Source organism: uncultured Roseobacter sp. (genome assembly GCF_947488185.1).
Taxonomy (GTDB): Bacteria; Pseudomonadota; Alphaproteobacteria; order Rhodobacterales; family Rhodobacteraceae; genus Roseobacter.
This window is the reverse complement of sequence record NZ_CANKYM010000003.1, coordinates 332,019-351,687: the sequence shown is the minus strand read 5'-3', so window position 1 is coordinate 351,687 and position 19,669 is coordinate 332,019. Positions and strand designations below refer to the sequence as shown.

Here is a 19,669-nt window from a genome sequence, read left to right as displayed (position 1 = left end):
CCGCGCCCGCAGAGTTGCTTAGATCACCGGGACTTGTCCATGGGTCACGAGGGAGATTTGCCGATGCACCGCTATGCCCCGAAAGAGCTGGAACGCTATCTGGCCGCGCATGTCGACGGTTTTGGCACGCTGGACGGTTTCGAGAAATTCTCGGACGGGCAGTCAAACCCGACCTACCGCGTGACCAGCGGCGGCACCGACTATGTGCTGCGGGCCAAGCCGCCTGGCAAACTTCTGAAATCCGCGCATGCGGTCGACCGCGAGTTCCGCGTGATGCAGGCGCTGGCGGCCACCGATGTGCCGGTGCCGCAGGTCTATCACCTGTCCGGAAGCGACACCCCGCTGGGCACCCAGTTCATGGTCATGGAAATGGTCGAGGGGCGCATTTTCTGGGACCCGGCCCTGCCCGAGATCGACCGGGAAGCGCGTGGGCGTGTTTACGATGCGATGAACGGCACGCTGGCCGCGTTGCATAACGTGGTGCCTGACGAGGTCGGTCTGGCGGACTATGGCAAGCCCGGGAGTTATTTTGCGCGGCAACTCACGCGATGGTCCGGTCAGTATCACCAGACCGCCACCGCTCCGCTGTCGGATGTGGATTGGCTGATGCGCTGGCTGGACGAGCATATGGTGGCGGATGACGGTGCCGGCGGCATCGTGCATGGCGATTTCCGCATCGACAACATGATCTTCGCGCCCGATAGCGAAGAGGTTGTGGCGCTGCTCGATTGGGAGTTGAGCACATTGGGCCATCCGCTCGCCGATCTGGCCTATCAATGCATGCATTGGCGGTTGCCGCACGCGGGCCACTTCCGTGGCCTCGGCGGTGTGGATCGCGCGGCCACCGGCCTGCCGGACGAAGACGCCTATGTCACGGACTATTGCGCGCGGCGCGGAATTGCCCGGCCAGATTACTGGGTGTTTTACGTGGTGTTTTCGTATTTTCGCCTGCTTGCGATCCTGCAGGGTGTGTTGAAACGCGGGCTGGATGGCAATGCGTCAAACCCCAAGGACACAGGACGCCTGCGAGAGATCATCACCTTAATGGCACAGGACGCACGCGCTCTGGCCGAAGAAGGATAAGGTCATGAAAACCATTGAATACTTCTACGCCTGCCATTCGGTTTATGCCTATTTCGGGGCCTGGCGTCTGGCAGAGATTGCCGGTGAACATGGCGCGCAGGTCATCCACCGACCGTTCGACTTTGATCCAGTCATGGCCGCGGCAGGGGGTACCCCGTTCAACGCGCGCCCAAAACCTCAGATGGATTACTTTTTCGGGCGCGAGTTGATGCGGTGGGGGGAATTTCGGAACCTGCCCTGGATCATGCGGCGGCCGACCCATCACGACAATCCGTTGGCCCTCGGCAATGGTGCGATCATCGCGGCGCAAGAGATGGGATGGGACGTGCATGCCCTGAGCCGCGCGCTGCTGCAGGCCCATTGGCGCGATGACGCGGACCCGGCGGACAGAGGTACGGTTGCCCGCATCGCAGAGGGCCTCGGCATGGATGCGGAGACCTTGGTGGCAGAAGCCATGAGCGACGCGACACAAGAGCAGCATGTTGCCAATACAAAAGAGGCCATCGCCCGCCATGTCATTGGATCACCAACCTATTTCGTCGAGGGTGATATGTTCTACGGGCAGGACCGGCTGGAAATGGTTGCGCGTGCGCTGGTCAAACCTTTTGCCCGCTTTAGGGATCACAAAGCTTGACGACCCCGTGTGCCCGTGTTCCGAAAAGACACGAGGGGGACGGGATGACGACTCAGCACCAGAACTATGACGTGATCATCGTAGGCGGCGCGATCTACGGCTCGAGCGTGGCGTGGTGGCTGACCCAGATGCCCGGGTTTCAGGGGCGCGTTCTGGTGGTGGAGAAAGACCCCACCTATGAAAATGCCGCGACCAGCCATACCAACAGCTGCATCCGACAGCAGTTTTCCAACAAAGTGAATATCGGTGTGTCGCAGTTCGGCGCGGAATTCATCAAGAACTTCCGCCGCTTCATAGGGGATGATCCCGAAGTGCCCAATCTAGTGCTGCAAAGCTACGGCTACATGTACCTCGCCGACACACCCGAATTTGCCGAAACCCTGCGCGAAAGCCAGAAAGTGCAGGCCAGCCTCGGTGCAGGCACCAAATTCATGACGCGGGATGAGATCGCCGCCAACTATCCCTTTTACCGGCTCGATGACATCCTCGGGGCCAATCACAATCTGGTGGATGAGGGCTATTTCGACGGCGGTACCATGTTCGACTGGTTCAAGCGCATGGCGCGCAAGAACGGCGTTGAATATGCCCATGACGAGGTCACGGCGATCACGCGTAATGGCAACCGCGTCACCGGGGTGACCCTGAAATCCGGCGATTCGATCGCCTGCGGTGCGCTGGTGAACACTGCGGGAACGCGCGGGGCACTTGTGGCGCAAATGGCAGGTCTCGACATCCCCATCGAGCCGCGCCGCCGCTATACTTACATCTTCGATGCCGCCCACCCGCTGGACCGCGATCTGCCCCTGACCATCGATCCCACGGGCGTGCACATGCGCACCGACGGGCGCTATTACCTCGCAGGAGGGCCGCCCGACGACGACCCGGCGGTGGATTTTGACGATTTCAACGCCGATCACGGGCTCTGGGAAGACAAATTCTGGCCGATCATCGCCACCCGCATCCCGCAGTTCGAAGAGATCAAGCTGATCAACATGTGGGTCGGGCATTACGACTACAACACGCTCGACCAGAACGCGATTGTCGGCCCGCATCCTGAGGTGTCGAACTTCCTGTTCTGCAACGGATTTTCGGGACATGGATTGCAACAGTCACCGGCTCTCGGGCGCGGGTTGGCCGAGCATATCGCCTATGGGGAATACCGCAGTCTTGATCTCAGGCCCTTCTACGTGGACCGGGTCTTGCGCGGCGAGAAATTCTTGGAAAAGGCCGTGATCTGACGGTCAGGAAGGACAAAGATGAAACTGGTTTTGACAGGGGCCGCAGGCCGCTTGGGCTCTTATCTGCGCGAACCGCTGGCGGCGATGTGCGACACGCTGGTCAGCACCGACATCGCCGACGATATCGGCAAACTCTATAACGGCGAGAGCTATGTTCAGGCCGATCTGGCACAGATGGACCAGATCGCGCCCGTGCTTGAGGGCGCGGATATGATCATCCACTTCGGCGCCATCGTGGATGAAAAACCCTTCGAGGAACTGCTCGGGCCCAATTTCGTCGGCTCCTACAACATCTGGGAAGCAGGCTATAAGGCAGGCGTGAAACGCATCGTCTACGCGTCGTCGATCCACGCCGTCGGCATGCACCTGAAATCGGATTTCATCGGCATCGATGCGGAGCACCGCCCGGACACATTCTACGGGCTGGCCAAATGCTTCACCGAAGATCTGGGCCGTATGTATTGGGACAAACGCGGGTTGGAATCGGTGCACCTGCGCATCCTGTCCTGCGCGCAGGTCACGAATACCCGCGCTCTGGGCTCTTGGCTCAGCTATGATGACCTCATCCAATTGGTGACCCGCGCGATTGACACCCCGTCCGTGGGTTTTGGGATTGTCTACGGCGTGTCCAACAACGACCGCGCACCGGTGGACAACGCCAAGGCATCCTTTCTGGGCTACCGCCCGAAAGACAATGCAGAGCAGTTTGCAGCGGAGATACTGGCCGAAGCCCCCCCTGTCGATCTGAAGGATCCCGGTCAGATGTGCCATGGCGGTCCCTTCTCTTCCGTCGATCTGGGGCAAAGCGGGCTGGCGCAGATGAACATTGTGAACGACAAAAAGGAAACATGATCCTGCTGCATTGATATACGTCCAAGCTAACTTTTGCTCCCATGTGTGAGTGGCCTTGGCATCCGGTTGCTCACATACATGTCCCCGGTCGGACGCACCCAGAGTTGGCGCACACTTAACCACGGTGAACTGACCGCACGCAGGTCAATACTGGTAGCAACTTTTCTTGTGCTATCGGATTGCCGCTTGGCGTCGGAACGCTTCCCGCCAGGCGGCAATTCGAGGATCACGCACCATTCCAGTCGACGTCACGATGGGGTCCAGCCCTCTGATCATCACCATCCCGCATGCCAGCACGCAAATTGCGCACAGCATCATGCAGCGGCTGAATGACGTCGGGCGGGCACTGATCGACACGCACTGGCATATCGACCGGCTTCACCACGATTTGGTGGAGGACGTGACGGTCGTGAAACCGAGTTTCCATCGGTATCTCTGCGACCCGGATTGCAATCCGTCCGCGTGGGATGACAAAGGCAGTGGTCTCAACCTGACACCCTCGGCACCCATTCTCAATCAGGATGGACAGGCGATCTGGAGGTATGCTCCCGACAAACTCGAAATGGCCAGCTGGCGCTCTGCCTTTTACGCACCATATCACGCGGCGCTTGCGACACAGATTGCCCGAGTAAGATCCAAGCATGGTTTTGCGGTCTTGTATGATTGTCGGGCGACGCGGTCGGAAATTCCAAATCTGTTTGATGGTGTTGCGCCGAACTTCAGCATCGGCACATACATGGGTGCCACATGCGATCACAAGCTTGCAGCCTGTATCGCAGGGATTTGCCTAAACCAGAAAAACTACACCAGTGATATCAACAAGCATTTAAAGGGTGGATGGATCGTGCGCCGCTACGGGTGTCCAAAACGCGGGGTGCACGCGCTGCAGATGGAGCTATCGTTGTCGACCTACCTTCAAGCCGAACGGGATCCGTGGCTTTACGATCCCGTGAAGGCACAGGCAGCACGCATCGTGTTGGCAAAAATCCTGAACCACTTGAAATCCTGGATACCTGATTGATCCAGTATTAAGTCATGAAAACATGTCACTATGAGCCATACTTAACTAAATACATGAGATATTTTCCGGATGTCGCAGCCTGATGGCGCGGCACTCAAGTCTCAAACCCACGGCAATTGAGATGACACAATAATCGATCAGGCAGGCTGGCTTTCTGCGCCTTTGAGTTTACGCAAGGCAACGGCCCAAAAGCGCGTTGACAGCAGTACGCTGGCCAGCCCGAGCCCCACGACCAGACCAAGCCAGACACCGATCCCCTTAAGGTCCCAAACAAAGCCAAAGAGATACGAACAGGGAATGCCCACCACCCAGTAGCTCAGCGCCGCACAGATCATCGGCACACGCGTGTCCTGTATGCCACGCAGCAATCCCAGCGCAATGACCTGCGCCCCATCGACCAGTTGGAACAGCGCTGCCATAGCCAAAAGCCCGGTCCCGATCGCCAGGATTTGCACACGTTGCGGCTCGTCTTCCTGCATGAAAAGGGAAATCAACGGCTCCGGCAGCACCAGGAACAATACGATGGTCAAAGCAGCCGCGCCTAGCGACATCGCTGTGACCATCAAGGCGCCCTTTTCCATATGGGCCGGGTCGTGCCTTCCGTAGGCGTTGCCTGCACGGATCGTCGCCACGTTGCTTAGCCCCATGTGGACCATGAATGTGATCGACGCGAGTTGCACCGCGATCCCATGCGCCGCCAATGGCACCGTGCCAAGCCAACCCATCATCATTGCAGAGGCCGCGAACAACCCGACTTCGCTGAGGCTGGTCAGCCCGATTGGCCAGCCCAGCCGGAACACCTGCGCCAGCATCTGCCAGTCCGGGCGCCACAACCGCTGAAACAGCGCGTGCTCCGGTAACGACAGGGCGGCGTAGACCGTGACCCCGACGAGCCCCACAAGTTGCGTTGCAACGGAGGCGATGGCCGCCCCGGTGATGCCAAGTTCCGGCGCACCCCAATTGCCAAAGATCAGTGCGTAGTTGACCAACCCGTTGATCACCGCACTGATTACGGTGATCCACAGCACGACCTGCGTGCGCTCCAAAGCCGCAAGATAGGATTTGAGCACCATCACCAAGAGAGCCGGTATAATTCCGAAACCGGCGACAGAGAGATACGCGCTGGCATCAGCAGCCAGCATCTCTCCCTGCCCAAGCAGCCGCAACAATGGCTCCGACCAGACCATGAAGGGCAGTGCGAGAAGCCCGAAAGCGAGGCTCAACCAAAGCCCCATACGCGTGGCACGGCGAAGCCCGATTTCATCGCCTTCGGCAGCAAAGGAAGCAACCATCGGCATAACCGCCCAGGCAAATCCGGACCCAAAAATAAAGAGCACAAAGAAAAAGGTCGATCCGAGGGTAACTGCCGCCAGCGCGTCCACCCCATACCAGCCCAGCATGACAGTATCCGTCACGCCGATTGCCATCTGCGCCAGGTGACCGCCAATCAGTGGCAAGCCCAGGACCAGGATCGCGCGCCCGTGCTCAGGATATGTCATCACTTTTGCCATACCCATGCCTTACGCCGCGAAAATGCCCGGTGGAAGAGGGCGTTTGCCATCAGCTTTGAAAAAAGTGTGATGCTCTTAAACGGGACAACAGGGTCCTGAGTACAAATCCGGTCACATCTCGTTCGGGCTTGGCATCAGAAAAACCGTGATCTGGACACAAAAAACACCGCATAAGTGCTTGAATGACGGGGAAAACCTGTCAATCTATGCGTGCAGGTAGGACGATACCCGCTTGGAGCATACGATGACCGCAACACGCCCTCTCGCCGCCGTGGCAGCCCTAATTGCGGCTCCCGCACTGGCAAACCCGGTGGATATGGTGCGTCCCGATGCGCCAGAGTTGGCGCCGTACGGTCTGCTGCCGATTGGCGTCCGGACGTTGGAACTGGTGAACCCCGAGCAGATCGATATCGTCAATATCGACGGCCAGAAGCAACCGCTCTATGACCGCCCCCTGAGAGCGGAAATCTGGTATCCGGCGGCGGAGGGCACGCAGCCTGGTGGCACCTACCGTGCCATGCTGCGCGATGGCAAGACCGAAGTAACCCTCACCGGGCGGGCGGCGCGCGATGCAGCACCTGCTACAGGCGAACGTTACCCGCTGATCCTGATCAGCCACGGCTATCCGGGCAATCGGTTTCTGATGGCCCATCTGGGCGAAAATCTAGCCTCCAAGGGATTCGTGACCGTTTCCATCGATCACACCGACAGCACTTATTCGGACCAGGCAGCCTTCGGGGCCACCCTCTATCACCGCCCCTTGGACCAGCGTTTTGTGCTGGATCAGATGGCCGCGCTCGATGGTGACCTCGGCGCGATCATCGACGCCAGCGCGGTGGGCGTGATCGGCTATTCCATGGGAGGGTATGGTGCATTGATCTTTGGGGGTGCCGGTGTGACCCAGGCCTCCACCGAGTATAGCTGGGGGACACCAAATGGGCTGCTGGCAAGCCACCAGGCCGGATCCGAGAGCCACGAAGCCCTGGTCGATCCGCGCGTACGTGCGATCATCGCCATCGGACCGTGGGGACGTAACGCCGGCTTCTGGGACACCAACGGCCTGGCCGGTCTGCGCGTGCCAACGCTGCTCATGGCGGGCGGTTCGGATGATGTTTCGGTGTATGACGCGATCCGCACCATTTTTGCCGAGACCAGCGGCACAGATCGTCACCTCCTGACATTCATTCATGCCAATCACAACGCGGCTGCCCCGATCCCCGCGCCAAAGGAAGCCTGGAAACCAGTCGAAGACCTCGATTTTGTGCCCTTCGAGCACTATTCCGACCCGGTGTGGGATACGACGCGCATGAATAACATCGCCCAGCATTTTGCGACCGCCTTCTTCGATCTGCACCTCAAGGGCGATATCAGCAAACGCCCCTATCTGGACCTGATCCCCAACTCTGATGACGGCATTCAAGCACTGGACGAAGAGGCCCGACCGACTGAAGATCATAGCTATTGGGCTGGATTTCTCGCCCGTACGGCGAAGGGGTTACGCTTCGAAACCCTGAAAAAGGGCGAATAGCTCCGCGTCTGGTCATGCAGAGGCATTACGGCAATCATTTCAGGACAGGTTATCGCCTGAAGAGATTGATTTACATGTGTGAACAATCCGATCTCGACCACAAGCCATCTTCCGCGCACGGCAACAGCTTATCGGTGCCCCCAATCGTCCGGATCATCCGCGTTTCCGGGCGACAACCCGATGATGTCGCCTTTCGTTGAACACCCCAATCCAAGCACCGTACGGTTGGCATAGGAAAAATAGCTGACCACCTGATTGACCTCGAGGATTTGGCCATCATCGAACCCGGCTGCTCGCAGCTCTTGCACATCCGCTTCGATCAGCATCGCCGGTGTCCGGGTCAGCTTTCGGGCATAATGCATCGCCACCTGTTGCGCGGGGTCGAGCGGTATCGTCCGCATGTCATCCGTTGCAATACACTCACGGATAGCGTCGGCTCTGTCATCATCTCCCAATACTCGCTTCATACCTGCAAAGTGGTGGTCCTCGCAGTACGCACAGCTGTTCAAGTGAGAGACCCACACGCCTAAAACCTCCAGAAACCACTTTGGCAGCGTGTTCCCGGAATGATGCAGCACATGCTTGTAGATCGCCATATGACCTTCCATCGTGTGCGGACGAAGGGAGTGCGCCATCATGATGTTGTCGACATTGTTGCCAGGACCGGCGATGCGTTCATAAAGCATGCGCAGTTTGCCGGTGGCTTTTTCAAAAGGAACAGTAGTGATCCAGGTCATTGCTCATCCGTGTCTGCAAGATGGGTTTCGGCAGAACAAGTCCGATATCATTGGAAATGCCAAGCGCATAAAAAAGCCCCACCAGAATGGCGGGGCTTTCCTAGGTAAGAAATCGCGTCCAGTTGAAACCGGATCAGGCGTTCCGCTTGCGCATCCGCAGCGCGCCGAACCCACCAAGGCCAGCCAGCAGCATCATACCTGCTGCAGGCAAAGGCACAGGTGCCAAATTGATGTTGATATCGCCATGACCGGCAGCAGTACGTGCGGAGTTGATCGGATCAGGCCCGGAGTAGGTATCGTCGATTTCAGCAACCCAGCTGAACCATCCGGCACCGCCCAGACCACTGTTTTTGTCATTTGCACCTTCACCCAATTGGAAGGGAATATCCTTTGTGTCCGTATTTGGGTAGGCGGTCAGGCTCAGAACCAAACCAGCGAGGTCGCCGATACCGGTCAGTGTCGCCGACGTCATGTCGAAGAAGGACCAAGTCCCATCGTAGCTGCCACCGCCAGTCTTAACTTCCGTACCTGGTACATTCGGATTGCGCAGCACGTAGCTTACATCAACCAGCATCTCATAATCTGTGGTTACATTGTTGCGGATCTGGCCAGTCAGCTTGGCCGTTCCGTTGTCCTCACCAACAACGAACTTCCCTGCATTGGGTTTGAATTGCCAATAGGCATTGATGCCGTCGAAAAGACCCGGCAGCCAAACGGTATGGTCATTTCCGTTCGTTGTTACGCTGGTCGCTTCGTATGTACCCTCATACATCGTTGCCGCGTCAGCTTCTCCGCTGATCAGTGCCGCTGCGGAAATAGCCACAGCGGTCACACCACTTTTTATCAAACTAAAACTCATCAGACGTTTCCTCGTTCCCTAAACGAGCGCGCCATGATCTGAACAATGGATCAGCATGTACGCGCTTCACCCTTCCCTGGGTATTGTTGTCGAATTTTTAGTGAATATTTAATGCCACATACATTGCCGCCACCCAACATAAACTTTTGAAAACATGTCTTAATTCCCGCAGCGCGGGAACTGAGAGCCATTTACAGAACATCAGCACGACTTATGGCACCGCATCACGGCAAAGCTCGCGCGATACGGGAGAGACGGCGTCGATTGCACAAGGTAGGGTGTGACGCTGATTCGCACACCTCAAAGCTTCGGCGAATCCTTCCCCCCTGCCCGCGGCTCTGCCATAATCACGGCAAACATAAGAACGAGGTTCGAGCCCGATGCCCAACGATCTGCTGTCCAATACCGCGGCGCCTGACTATGACGCCTCCTCCATCGAGGTGCTCGAAGGGCTGGAGCCCGTGCGCAAGCGCCCCGGCATGTATATCGGCGGCACCGACGAGCGCGCGTTGCACCATCTCGTGGCCGAAGTGCTCGACAACTCCATGGACGAGGCGGTCGCGGGCCACGCCAACCGGATCGAAGTCGAACTGCATGATGACTACGCCGTCACCATCCGCGACAACGGCCGTGGCATCCCGATCGACCTGCACCCCAAGTTCCCCGACAAATCCGCGTTGGAAGTCATCCTCTGCACCCTGCACGCAGGCGGAAAATTCTCCGGCAAGGCCTACGAGACCTCCGGCGGTCTGCACGGCGTCGGCGCCTCCGTGGTCAACGCGCTATCTGACTCCATGGTCGTGCAGGTCGCCCGCAACAAGGAGCTTCACGAGCAACGCTTCTCCCGCGGCCTGCCGCTGGGACCCATCGAACAAATCGGCGCCGCCCCCAACCGCCGCGGCACCACCGTGACCTTCCACGCGGACCCCGAGATCTTCGGCTCCCACCGCTTCAAGCCCGCGCGCCTCTTCGCCTCCATCCGCTCCAAGGCCTACCTCTTCTCCGGCGTCGAAATCCGCTGGAAATCCGCCATCGACGACGGCGAAACGCCCACCGAAGCCACCTTCCACTTCCCCGGCGGCCTCTCCGACTACCTCGGCGAAACCCTCGGGGCCTCCACCACCTACGCCGACAAACCCTTCGCCGGGACCGTCGATTTCAAGGAAAAATTCGGCCAGGCGGGCAAGGTCGAATGGGCCATCAACTGGACCCCCTCACGCGACGGTTTCATCCAGAGCTATTGCAACACCGTGCCCACGCCCGAAGGCGGCACCCATGTGGCCGGGTTCTGGGCCGCGATCCTTAAGGGCATCAAGGCCTACGGGGAGCTGTCGAACAACCGCAAGGCCGCGCAGATCACCCGCGAGGACCTAATCTCCGGCGGCTGCGCGCTGGTGAGCTGCTTCATCGCCGATCCCGCCTTCGTCGGCCAGACCAAGGACCGCCTCTCCACCGAAGCCGCGCAGAAAATGACCGAAGGTGCCGTGCGCGACCACTTTGACAACTGGCTGGCCGCCGACACCAAATCCGCAGGTGCCATCCTCGACTTCCTCGTGCTGCGCGCCGAAGAACGCCTGCGCCGTCGACAGGAAAAAGAAACCGCCCGGAAATCCGCGACCAAGAAACTGCGCCTGCCCGGCAAACTGACCGATTGCACCTCCAAGGACCGCGCGGGCACCGAGCTCTTCATCGTCGAGGGCGACTCAGCAGGCGGCTCCGGCAAGGGCGCGCGCAACCGCAACACACAGGCGCTGCTGCCGCTCAAGGGCAAGATCCTCAACGTGCTGGGCGCGGCCTCCAGCAAACTGGGCAGCAACGCCGAAATCAACGATCTCTGCGAGGCGTTGGGCTGTGGCATGGGCACGAAATTCAACCTCGACGATCTGCGCTATGACAAGATCATCATCATGACCGACGCCGATGTGGACGGCGCGCATATCGCCGCGCTGTTGATGACCTTCTTCTTCACCCAGATGCGCCCGCTGATCGACGCAGGGCATTTGTACCTCGCCTGCCCACCCCTCTTCCGCCTGACGCAGGGGCCCAAGCGGATCTACTGCCTCGACGAGGCTGAGAAGGACATGTGGCTCGAAAAGGGTTTGGGCGGCAAAGGCAAGATCGACGTCAGCCGCTTCAAGGGCCTCGGCGAAATGGACGCCAAGGATTTGAAAGAGACCACCATGGACCCGACAACCCGCAAGCTCATCCGGGTGTCGATTGACGAAGACATGCCGGGTGAGACAGGGGATCTGGTCGAGCGCTTGATGGGGAAAAAGCCGGAACTGCGCTATCAGTATATTCAGGAGAACGCGAAGTTCGTGGAGGAGTTGGATGTTTGAGGGCTGGCGAAACCAAAAATCGTCCAGACCATGTTGAAAATGATGGTACCCTGCATGCAGTGCAGCAAGCTTAGGATGGAAAATAGCCCACCTGAAATGTGGGGAAGTAAATCAGAAAAACATTACGAAGGATATGTAACAGATCAGATTTCATTCTCAATACTTTGCGATCAAGGGCATACGAGCGTTGTCCTTTTGCAGGTAATGCGCTTCGAGTTGTTGTTCGACCAAGGGATCTCGGCGCTTAGAAAAGGCAATTACGATTCTGCGGTTCTTAGACATTCCGCTGCAAGGGAAAAATTCTTTAAGTTTTATTGCCGTGTCGTTTGGTTGCAAGACCATGGAGACTGTTCACTATTCGACGAATACTGGAAGCATCTGCGACGATCCGAAAGGCAGGTTGGAGCGTTTGTGGCCACCAACTTAGCTCTTCGAGCAACCAGTGATTTCCCCAAGGATCTACAGAAACTTAAAAAAGGCGATACGCTTAGAAACGCTATTGCACACAGTGGTAAAATTCCTTGCTTGAATGAAGCAAAGGAATACGCTGAACGAACGTACGAGTTTATTTCTAAGTATTGCGACCAGTTAAAAGTCCATTTTCCAAAAGGTATTTCTAAGGAGACCCTCCGCGTTTTTAAAGAACAGTCCGCAAATATTCATGACCAATTGGGCGTTTCAAGAAATAGTATTTCAGGAACAACCGTTTCCGTTCCAACATCCATTGGTTTAAATCATGGCCTATCGGCCGAAAGAAAGAGCTTTGAAGAAGTTCTGGCCACAGATATCGGGGGTAAATACATGTACCCTATCAAGAGTTAGAAGACCCCGATTGGTTTTTTAGAGCCGTTTTCTTCGTTTTCTACCCCGCCCGAGGTCGGGCGCGGCCTTGCTCACCCGTTTCGCATGCGGGCCGCACAGCCGGAAGGTCATGCGTTGCCTGCACAACACCAACCCACTCCGCCGATGTTTATTTTTGCTTGTTCGGCACCGACGGGGGCTTGATCCGACAGCGCTTTTCAGGCCCTCATAGAGCATGCGATTTGCTCTCCTCTTCCTGATGATCCTCACGGCCTGCGGGCGACCGCTGACGCCCACCGAAGAGGCCTTTGCCCGCACGATCCATGGCGATACGCTCGACACGGCCAAGGTCCGGCTGGTCGATGGTGCGCCCACCCGCGCCGTCACCTTCCGCCGCGAGCCGCGCCCGCGTACCACCTGTCGCGAGCGCATCCTACCGCCGCGCACCGATGAGATCGTGACCTCCAAGCCCGCGGCCGTCGCGCTCTGGAACCGCATCCTTTTTGACAAGGACTGGTATCTCGACGACTACCTGCCTGACTATCCGGATCGGATCGGCCTCGTCGCCACCATGCTTTTTGCCCATGAGATGGTGCATGTCTGGCAATGGCAGAACCGCAGGGAGACCGGCTATACGCCCCTGCGCGCGGCGTTTGAGCATGACGGTGCGCGGGACCCCTACCTCTTCGATCTGGATACCAACCCGAAATTCAGCGACTTCGGCTTTGAGCAGCAGGGCGCGATCATGGAGGAGTTCGTCTGCTGCCGCGCGCTTGATCCCACGGCGCCGCGCACCGAACGCCTGCACCGGTTGATCTCAGGGGCGATGCCCGTCGCCCCCCTGCCCGAGGCGCGTCCGCATGACGTGCTGCTCCCCTGGGATGGTGTGGAGATTGGCGGCATTTGCCGCTGATCAGGGACGCTGCACAGCCTCCAGATAGACCAGCAGATCCGCCAGCGGCGGCGTGGTGCGGATGCGCACACCGTCGAGGCGCGCGCGCTTGCGATCCTCACTTTGCAGGGCGGCGAACCCGGCCATGTGGCGCCCGCGCTGGCCATCGGCCGCATAGCCTTCGAGCACAGCCAGCACGTCATTCGCCGGGAAACTTCCCCCATTGCGCGCAGCCAGGCCGGTGAGGTCGGGCGGCGTCTTGCTCAACCCTTCGACCCCGCCGCCGCCGCCGCCGCGCGCGTCCTGACCGTGACAGACCGCACAATTCTGCGCAAACAGCACGGCACCGGAGGCCGACCGGTCCCGCCCCTCGCCGCAGCCTGTCACTGCGACGCTCGCCAGCAGCCCCATCCACCATATGCGTATCGACATGTGACCCTCACGCTTGATCATCCTGACGCAGCGGCGTGCAATCGGTCTTGCCGATCCGGTGCCGCGCCGCCATGGTCGCAACTGTTCCGCGTCAGCCTATAGGAGAAGAATGAATGGCTCATTACGCTGTAATCATGTTGTTGGCCGGGATCGGCATCCCCGTGCTTGCGGCGTTGAACGCGGCCCTTGGCGTGCGCATCGGATCGCCAGCGGCGGCGGCCACCGTGCTATTCACCATCGCCTTTCTGACCTGTGCGGTGGTGATGGTCGTGACCGGGCCGCAGGCGTTGGCCAAGGTCGCGTCGGCCCCTCGGCATCTGTTGCTGGCCGGGGTGTTGATCGCGTTCTACGTGCTGTCCATCACCTTTGTCGCGCCAAATTTCGGGGTCGGAAATGCAGTGTTCTTCGTGCTGCTCGGGCAGTTGATCAGCACCGCGATGATCGACCACTTTGGGCTTTTCGGCGCCCGCGTGACCCCGATGGATGCCAGCCGCACCCTGGGCATCGCGCTCATGGCGGCAGGGGTTTTCGTTACGCAGAAGGTTTAGGGCCCTCGGCCAGTTCCTCCAGGCGGGACCAGGTGCTCGCGTCAACTTCGACCTCATCCGCCATCCGTCTGTTTTGCCCTGGCATCCGCGCGCCGTCGTCCTGCGACACCAATTGCCCCAGAGCAGCGAGGCGTGCTTCGAACTCCGTTGAGGTCCCCGGATCAATCAGGATGTAGAACTGCCCCAGATCATGTGGCGGCCCGACTGGCGCCTTGAGCGGTTTGACACTGGCGGACAGGACAGAGCCCGTCATCCCCGCAGCGAGTATCTCTGCCATCAGCCCAAAGCCCCATCCCTTGTATCCACCCACAGAGACCAGGGATCCCTGCAGCGCGGCCTCCGGATCCGTGGTCGGCTTGCCGTCCTTGTCCAGCGCCCACCCCAGTGGGATCTGCTGCCCCAGCGCCTTGGCCATGGTGATCTTGCCCAGAGCAACGGTTGTCGTCGATTGATCGAACTGCATGGCCAGGCCGCCGGCCCCGTCCGGCACCGAAAACGCGATCGGATTGGTTCCGATCACCCGAGTTTTGCCATCCGGCGCCGCGACGATGGGAGAGGCGTTTGTAAAGCCGATACCAATGAACCCGGCGCGGGCAATCTGTTCGGTAAAGTACCCCAGTGACGTACAGGTATGTGCGTGCCCAATGGCGAGCGTGGCAGTCCCGAACTGTCGGGCTGCGTCCAACGCGGGGATCAATCCCAGCGCAAAGGCAGGCTGCGCAAAACCGAACTGTGCGTCCACATGCAAGGCCGCCGGGCGCGGTGTGCTGACCACGGGGGCCGCATCCCCGATGACCCGCCCGCTTTCAAGCTGCAGGCAGTAGCTTTCGACATAGTAAAGACCGCATATCTTGTTGCCGTGACCTTCCGCTGCCCGCACGGCCCGTGCAACTTCGGTGGCCGCGAAGGGCGTTGCCCCATGGGCCAGCAACGCCTTTTTGGTAAGGCTTTCAATCTCATCCAGCGTGTGGTGACCCATATATTCTTTCCTTGACCCTGTCTGAGTGCAGGTTGGGCGAAAGAGGAACGGGCCGTCAAGCGCTGCATGATATGTCTAGGCTGGAGTCAGTCGGCCTGCATCAAGGCGGATCTGCCGATCCATCCGGGCCGCCAGCTCCATATTGTGTGTCGCAATCACGGCCGAAAGCCCGGTGCCGCGCACCAGTTCCATCAGCGCATCAAAAACCTGATCAGAGGTTTCAGGATCAAGGTTACCGGTCGGTTCATCCGCCAGAAGCAGCTTTGGCTGGTTGGCCAAGGCGCGGCAGAAGGCCACGCGCTGTTGTTCGCCCCCGGACAAGGCCGCTGGCCGGTGGGAGGCACGGGGGGCGATGCCCACGCGGTCCAACAGGTCACGCGCCCGGGTTTCGGCCTTACCGCGTGGCGTGCCATTGGCCAGTTGCGGCAAGAGAATGTTCTCTGCGGCGGAGAATTCCGGGAGCAGGTGATGGAACTGGTAGACAAAACCGACATCGGCACGCCGCACCGCAGTTCGCCGGTTGTCGGACAGGCGCGTCATATCCTGCCCGTCAATTTCCACGCGGCCCTGATCTGCGGTGTCGAGCAACCCGGCGATGTGCAGGAGCGTTGATTTCCCCGCGCCGGACGGCGCCACAAGGGCCACAACCTCCCCCTTGGCAACCGACAGATCGATACCACGCAACACCGTGACCTCGCCGGGCAGACCCCGGTTGTAGGACTTCTCAATCCCGCTCAGCGTCAGGACGGCGTCACTCATACCGCAGGGCCTCGACAGGGTTCATCCGGGCGGCACGGCGGGCCGGAAAGATGGTGACCACAAAGGAGAGCCCCAGCGACAGTGCAACCGCAGACAGCACATCAGTCAGGTGCAATTCCGCGGGCAGCGCGTAGATGCCGCGAATGGACGGATCCCAGACGCCGCCGCCCATCATGACGTTCACGAATGAGAAAATCGGATCAATGTAGAGCGCAAAGAGCGAACCGAGGATCACACCGAAGAGCGTGCCCAGCAATCCGGTGAAAGCCCCGCAGATGAAAAACACACGCATGACCGATGCTTGGCTGAGCCCCATGGTGCGCAGGATACCGATGTCCCGCCCCTTGTTCTTGACCAGCATGATCAGCCCGGAGACGATATTCATCGCGGCGATCAAAACCAGAATGGACAGGATAACGAACATCACATTGTCCTCCACTTCCAGCGCGCGGAGAAACCCGCCGGATGCATCGCGCCAGGTCCAGACCTGTGCCCGTTCTCCCGCGGCTGCCAGCAAGGCCGGAGAGAGAGCATCCACTTGCTCCGGCACCTCAACCATCACTTCAATTTCGTCTGCCAACCCTTCTTTATTAAAAAATAATTGCGCCTCGGAGAATGGCAGATAGGCTCGGGTACGGTCGATGTCATAGCGCCCCGCGCTGAAGATATAGGTGACGTCATAGGCATTCACACGCGGGGATGTGCCAAAGGCGGTTTTCACGCCGTTCGGAGAGATCAGCCGCACCTTGTCTCCGATGCCCACGCCGAGCTCTCGCGCCACGCCGGACCCAAGGGCAATCCCTGCGTCGAAATCGGCGATGTCCCCGCGCGCGGTCTCTGGATTGGCAATGCGCGGCAGGGTCTGCAGATCTGCGGCGTCGATCCCGAAGATCTCGACGCCAGCATTGCGGCCCTGATTGGCGGCCATGACCTGCCCCTTGATCAGCGGTGCTGCGCGCGTGACGCCGGGCACGGCGGCCAGACGGTCGGCAAGGGCGTCATACTCGGAAATGGAGCGGTCGATCTGCCCATTTTCACTAACCTGGCCCAGCGAGTAAATGGTGACATGAGCATTCGCGCCCAGAATTGTATCGACGAACTCTGCCCGAAACCCCGAGCGGACCGCCAATGTGGCGATCAACGCAAAGACGGCAAGGGTGATGCCGATGAGGCTGATCCAGGTCATCACACTGACCCCGCCCTCAGCGCGCCGTGCCCGCAGGTAGCGCCAGGCGATCATCCATTCGAAAGGCGCAAAAGGCGCGGTTGAAGAAGCCATGCTGTTCCTTGATCCGTGATTGCGCGCAACCTGATGCTTTGCTGGCAGGGGGTCAAGCAGGCAATGACCTGCGACGCAACGACCAGCGGAGCAGAGCCCGCGTCAGACCCAGCAGGAAGGTCGACAGAAGAAATCCAGCAAAGGCGAAAATGCCGGTAGCGAAAGTCAGGGGAAAGGCTGGCTGGAACGCCTGCCAGGCCCGTTTGGCAATCTCCGTGTCCGTCAGATGCGTGGCATTATAGGCCCGCATGAAGGGTCCCTGCCCTTGCAGCACCACGAGATCGCCGCGCAAGCGCGCATAACGGTCAAAGGTGCGGATCATGTCGGCGCGTCTGCGGTCAACAAATGCTGTACCGCGCATCTGCGCGAGGGCTTCGGCGCGGCTGAGACCTTCCTTGGCGGCAGAGGCATCGAAATCGGCCACAACCTGCGCCAGCGCATCTACTGCTCCGCCAAGGCGTTGCAAATATTGCTGTGAATAGGCGGGGAATTGTGCGGCCCCAAAGGCGCCGGTCAGCCCGACGGCCAAGGTCACTGCGCGAAGGATCATGTCTGCGCTCCTGCTCTCCCCCCGGCGGCACGGGTCTCAGTTTAACAGAAGCGCGACCTGCCGCAAAGCCTCAGATGTAGGTGTGGAACGATCGCTTGCCCATCATCTGCACGTGCTCGCTCGATCGATGCCCGCTGTAAATCTCGGCAATCTTCTTGACGGCCTGCTCCGGCGGCAGTTCTTCGCTCTCCCCGGTCCGGCGGCTGGTCAGTTCAACCACCCCGTTTTTCAAGCCGCGCGGCCCGACGGTGATCCGCCAAGGCAAACCGATCAGGTCCATCGTGGCGAATTTGCCGCCCGCACGCTCGTCACGATCATCATAGAGCGGTTCCAGCCCGAGCGCCGTCAGACTGGCGTAGAGGCTCTCACAGGCGGCATTGGCTTCCGCATCCCCCTGCTTGAGATTGACGATACCACAGTGATAGGGGGTCACACCTTCGGGCCAGATGATCCCCTTGTCGTCATGGCTGGCCTCGATGATCGCGCCCACCAGGCGGCTGACACCGATACCGTGGCTGCCCATATGCACGGGCGTCGGCTTGCCATCGGGTCCTTGCACTGTGGCCCCCATGGCATCGGAGTATTTGGTGCCGAAATAGAAAATCTGCCCCACCTCGATGCCGCGCGCAGTGCGGCGCTGCTCTTCGGGCACCTGATCGAACAGCGCCGCGTCATGGGTCTCATCGGTGCGGGCATATCTGGAGGTGAATTCCTCCAAAACGCCCGAGCATTGCTCCACGCTGTCGTAATCAATCTCGCGGTCGCCGAATGTCAGATCGGTCACGGCACTGTCGTAGAAAACCTCCGACTCGCCCGTCTCCGCCAGCACGAGGAATTCATGGGTGTCATCACCCCCGATAGGCCCGCTGTCCGCGCGCATCGGGATTGCCTGCAGACCCATACGTTCGTAGGTGCGCAGATAGGTAACAAGGTGGCGGTTGTAGGCGTGCAGCGCATCTTCCTTGGTCAGGTCAAAGTTGTACCCGTCCTTCATCAGGAATTCGCGGCCCCGCATCACCCCGAACCGAGGGCGCATCTCGTCTCGGAATTTCCACTGGATGTGATAGAGCGTCATCGGCAGATCTTTGTAGCTACCGATATGCGCCCGGAAGATATCGGTGATCATCTCCTCATTGGTCGGACCATAGAGCATGTCGCGATCATGCCGGTCGCGAATGCGCAGCATCTCGGGACCATAGGCGTTGTAGCGACCCGACTCCTGCCACAGATCGGCAGGCTGCACCGTGGGCATCAGCACCGGCATGTGACCTGCCCGCTGCTGTTCCTCATGCACGATGTTCTCGATCTTGCGCAGCACCTTGAAGCCCAGCGGCAGCCACGAATAGATCCCTGCGGCCTGCTGCTTGATCATGCCGGCGCGCAGCATCAGGCGGTGACTCACGATCTGCGCCTCCGCAGGGTTTTCGCGCAGAACAGGCAGGAAATATCGGGTCAGGCGCATCGCACGTCCTTTCAGGTCTTGGGTCAGCCCTGATTAGGCCAAAGACCAAGGACCCGCAATCGTGAAACCGGAATGTCCGGTCGCCGCGCTGACGGCCAAAAAGCCGCAAAGGGCGCGCGATGATTCAATGCGTGTGCAAATGTTACACGTTTCTCACAAGCCCGC

General features: G+C 59.4%; 19 protein-coding genes. 10 read left to right on the top strand and 9 right to left on the bottom strand.

What is annotated here, in order from left to right; all coding sequences use genetic code 11:
* Positions 1-63 precede the first annotated feature (63 nt).
* The 5 genes from Q1A52_RS12895 (at position 64) to Q1A52_RS12875 (ending at position 4,828) form a co-directional block, all read left to right on the top strand.
* Positions 64-1,083: a phosphotransferase family protein gene (locus Q1A52_RS12895; RefSeq protein ID WP_300015918.1), complete on the top strand. Its 1,020-nt coding sequence runs from the start codon at positions 64-66 to the stop codon at positions 1,081-1,083.
* 4 nt (positions 1,084-1,087) lie between these two features.
* Positions 1,088-1,717 carry a 2-hydroxychromene-2-carboxylate isomerase gene (locus Q1A52_RS12890; protein ID WP_300015915.1) on the top strand — a complete coding sequence of 210 codons (630 nt, stop codon included), beginning with the start codon at positions 1,088-1,090 and terminating at the stop codon, positions 1,715-1,717.
* 44 nt (positions 1,718-1,761) lie between these two features.
* Complete coding sequence (locus Q1A52_RS12885) at positions 1,762-2,955, top strand: FAD-binding oxidoreductase (RefSeq protein WP_300015912.1); 1,194 nt, start codon at positions 1,762-1,764, stop codon at positions 2,953-2,955.
* 18 nt (positions 2,956-2,973) lie between these two features.
* Complete coding sequence (locus Q1A52_RS12880; RefSeq protein ID WP_300015910.1) at positions 2,974-3,807, top strand: NAD(P)-dependent oxidoreductase; 834 nt, start codon at positions 2,974-2,976, stop codon at positions 3,805-3,807.
* 253 nt (positions 3,808-4,060) lie between these two features.
* Positions 4,061-4,828, top strand: a complete 768-nt coding sequence (locus tag Q1A52_RS12875) for an N-formylglutamate amidohydrolase (protein WP_300015907.1) — start codon at positions 4,061-4,063, stop codon at positions 4,826-4,828.
* A gap of 137 nt (positions 4,829-4,965) precedes the next feature.
* On the opposite strand, the gene Q1A52_RS12870 is transcribed toward Q1A52_RS12875, so the two are convergent.
* Positions 4,966-6,339 carry an MATE family efflux transporter gene (locus tag Q1A52_RS12870; RefSeq protein ID WP_300017298.1) on the bottom strand — a complete coding sequence of 458 codons (1,374 nt, stop codon included), beginning with the start codon at positions 6,337-6,339 and terminating at the stop codon, positions 4,966-4,968.
* Between the two features lie 244 nt (positions 6,340-6,583).
* On the opposite strand from Q1A52_RS12870, the gene Q1A52_RS12865 reads away from it, so the two are divergent.
* Complete coding sequence (locus tag Q1A52_RS12865) at positions 6,584-7,867, top strand: dienelactone hydrolase (protein ID WP_300015904.1); 1,284 nt, start codon at positions 6,584-6,586, stop codon at positions 7,865-7,867.
* A gap of 128 nt (positions 7,868-7,995) precedes the next feature.
* On the opposite strand, the gene Q1A52_RS12860 is transcribed toward Q1A52_RS12865, so the two are convergent.
* Both Q1A52_RS12860 and Q1A52_RS12855 read right to left on the bottom strand, forming a co-directional pair.
* The gene (locus Q1A52_RS12860; RefSeq protein ID WP_300015901.1) at positions 7,996-8,604 is read right to left on the bottom strand and encodes a carboxymuconolactone decarboxylase family protein; all 609 of its coding nucleotides are present in this window, start codon (positions 8,602-8,604) and stop codon (positions 7,996-7,998) included.
* Between the two features lie 133 nt (positions 8,605-8,737).
* Positions 8,738-9,463 (bottom strand): VPLPA-CTERM sorting domain-containing protein, encoded by a 726-nt coding sequence (locus Q1A52_RS12855; RefSeq protein ID WP_300015898.1) that lies wholly within the window; start codon positions 9,461-9,463, stop codon positions 8,738-8,740.
* 380 nt (positions 9,464-9,843) lie between these two features.
* On the opposite strand from Q1A52_RS12855, the gene parE reads away from it, so the two are divergent.
* The 3 genes from parE to Q1A52_RS12840 all read left to right on the top strand — a co-directional run bounded on the left by parE (position 9,844) and on the right by Q1A52_RS12840 (position 13,516).
* Positions 9,844-11,802: a DNA topoisomerase IV subunit B gene (gene parE / locus Q1A52_RS12850; RefSeq protein ID WP_300015895.1), complete on the top strand. Its 1,959-nt coding sequence runs from the start codon at positions 9,844-9,846 to the stop codon at positions 11,800-11,802.
* 75 nt (positions 11,803-11,877) lie between these two features.
* Complete coding sequence (locus Q1A52_RS12845) at positions 11,878-12,624, top strand: hypothetical protein (RefSeq protein WP_300015892.1); 747 nt, start codon at positions 11,878-11,880, stop codon at positions 12,622-12,624.
* A 214-nt stretch (positions 12,625-12,838) separates the two neighbouring features.
* Positions 12,839-13,516 (top strand): hypothetical protein, encoded by a 678-nt coding sequence (locus tag Q1A52_RS12840; RefSeq protein WP_299960049.1) that lies wholly within the window; start codon positions 12,839-12,841, stop codon positions 13,514-13,516.
* Here Q1A52_RS12840 and Q1A52_RS12835 read toward each other — a convergent pair whose 3' ends face one another.
* Complete coding sequence (locus Q1A52_RS12835; protein WP_300015889.1) at positions 13,517-13,927, bottom strand: cytochrome c; 411 nt, start codon at positions 13,925-13,927, stop codon at positions 13,517-13,519.
* A 113-nt stretch (positions 13,928-14,040) separates the two neighbouring features.
* Between Q1A52_RS12835 and Q1A52_RS12830 the strand changes: the two genes are divergently transcribed.
* The gene (locus Q1A52_RS12830) at positions 14,041-14,475 is read left to right on the top strand and encodes a DMT family transporter (protein WP_300015886.1); all 435 of its coding nucleotides are present in this window, start codon (positions 14,041-14,043) and stop codon (positions 14,473-14,475) included.
* Here Q1A52_RS12830 and Q1A52_RS12825 read toward each other — a convergent pair.
* The 5 genes from Q1A52_RS12825 to proS all read right to left on the bottom strand — a co-directional run bounded on the left by Q1A52_RS12825 (position 14,459) and on the right by proS (position 19,504).
* The gene (locus Q1A52_RS12825; protein ID WP_300015883.1) at positions 14,459-15,454 is read right to left on the bottom strand and encodes an Ldh family oxidoreductase; all 996 of its coding nucleotides are present in this window, start codon (positions 15,452-15,454) and stop codon (positions 14,459-14,461) included. The genes Q1A52_RS12830 and Q1A52_RS12825 overlap by 17 nt on opposite strands.
* Before the next feature lie 75 nt (positions 15,455-15,529).
* Complete coding sequence (locus tag Q1A52_RS12820) at positions 15,530-16,213, bottom strand: ABC transporter ATP-binding protein (protein ID WP_300015880.1); 684 nt, start codon at positions 16,211-16,213, stop codon at positions 15,530-15,532.
* Positions 16,206-17,492, bottom strand: a complete 1,287-nt coding sequence (locus tag Q1A52_RS12815; protein WP_300015877.1) for a lipoprotein-releasing ABC transporter permease subunit — start codon at positions 17,490-17,492, stop codon at positions 16,206-16,208. The genes Q1A52_RS12820 and Q1A52_RS12815 overlap by 8 nt, the downstream gene beginning before the upstream one ends.
* 52 nt (positions 17,493-17,544) lie before the next feature.
* On the bottom strand, positions 17,545-18,042 hold the full coding sequence (locus Q1A52_RS12810; RefSeq protein ID WP_300015874.1) for a DUF2937 family protein: 498 nt from the start codon (positions 18,040-18,042) through the stop codon (positions 17,545-17,547).
* 70 nt (positions 18,043-18,112) lie between these two features.
* Positions 18,113-19,504 (bottom strand): proline--tRNA ligase, encoded by a 1,392-nt coding sequence (gene proS, locus Q1A52_RS12805; RefSeq protein WP_300015871.1) that lies wholly within the window; start codon positions 19,502-19,504, stop codon positions 18,113-18,115.
* Positions 19,505-19,669 lie beyond the last annotated feature (165 nt).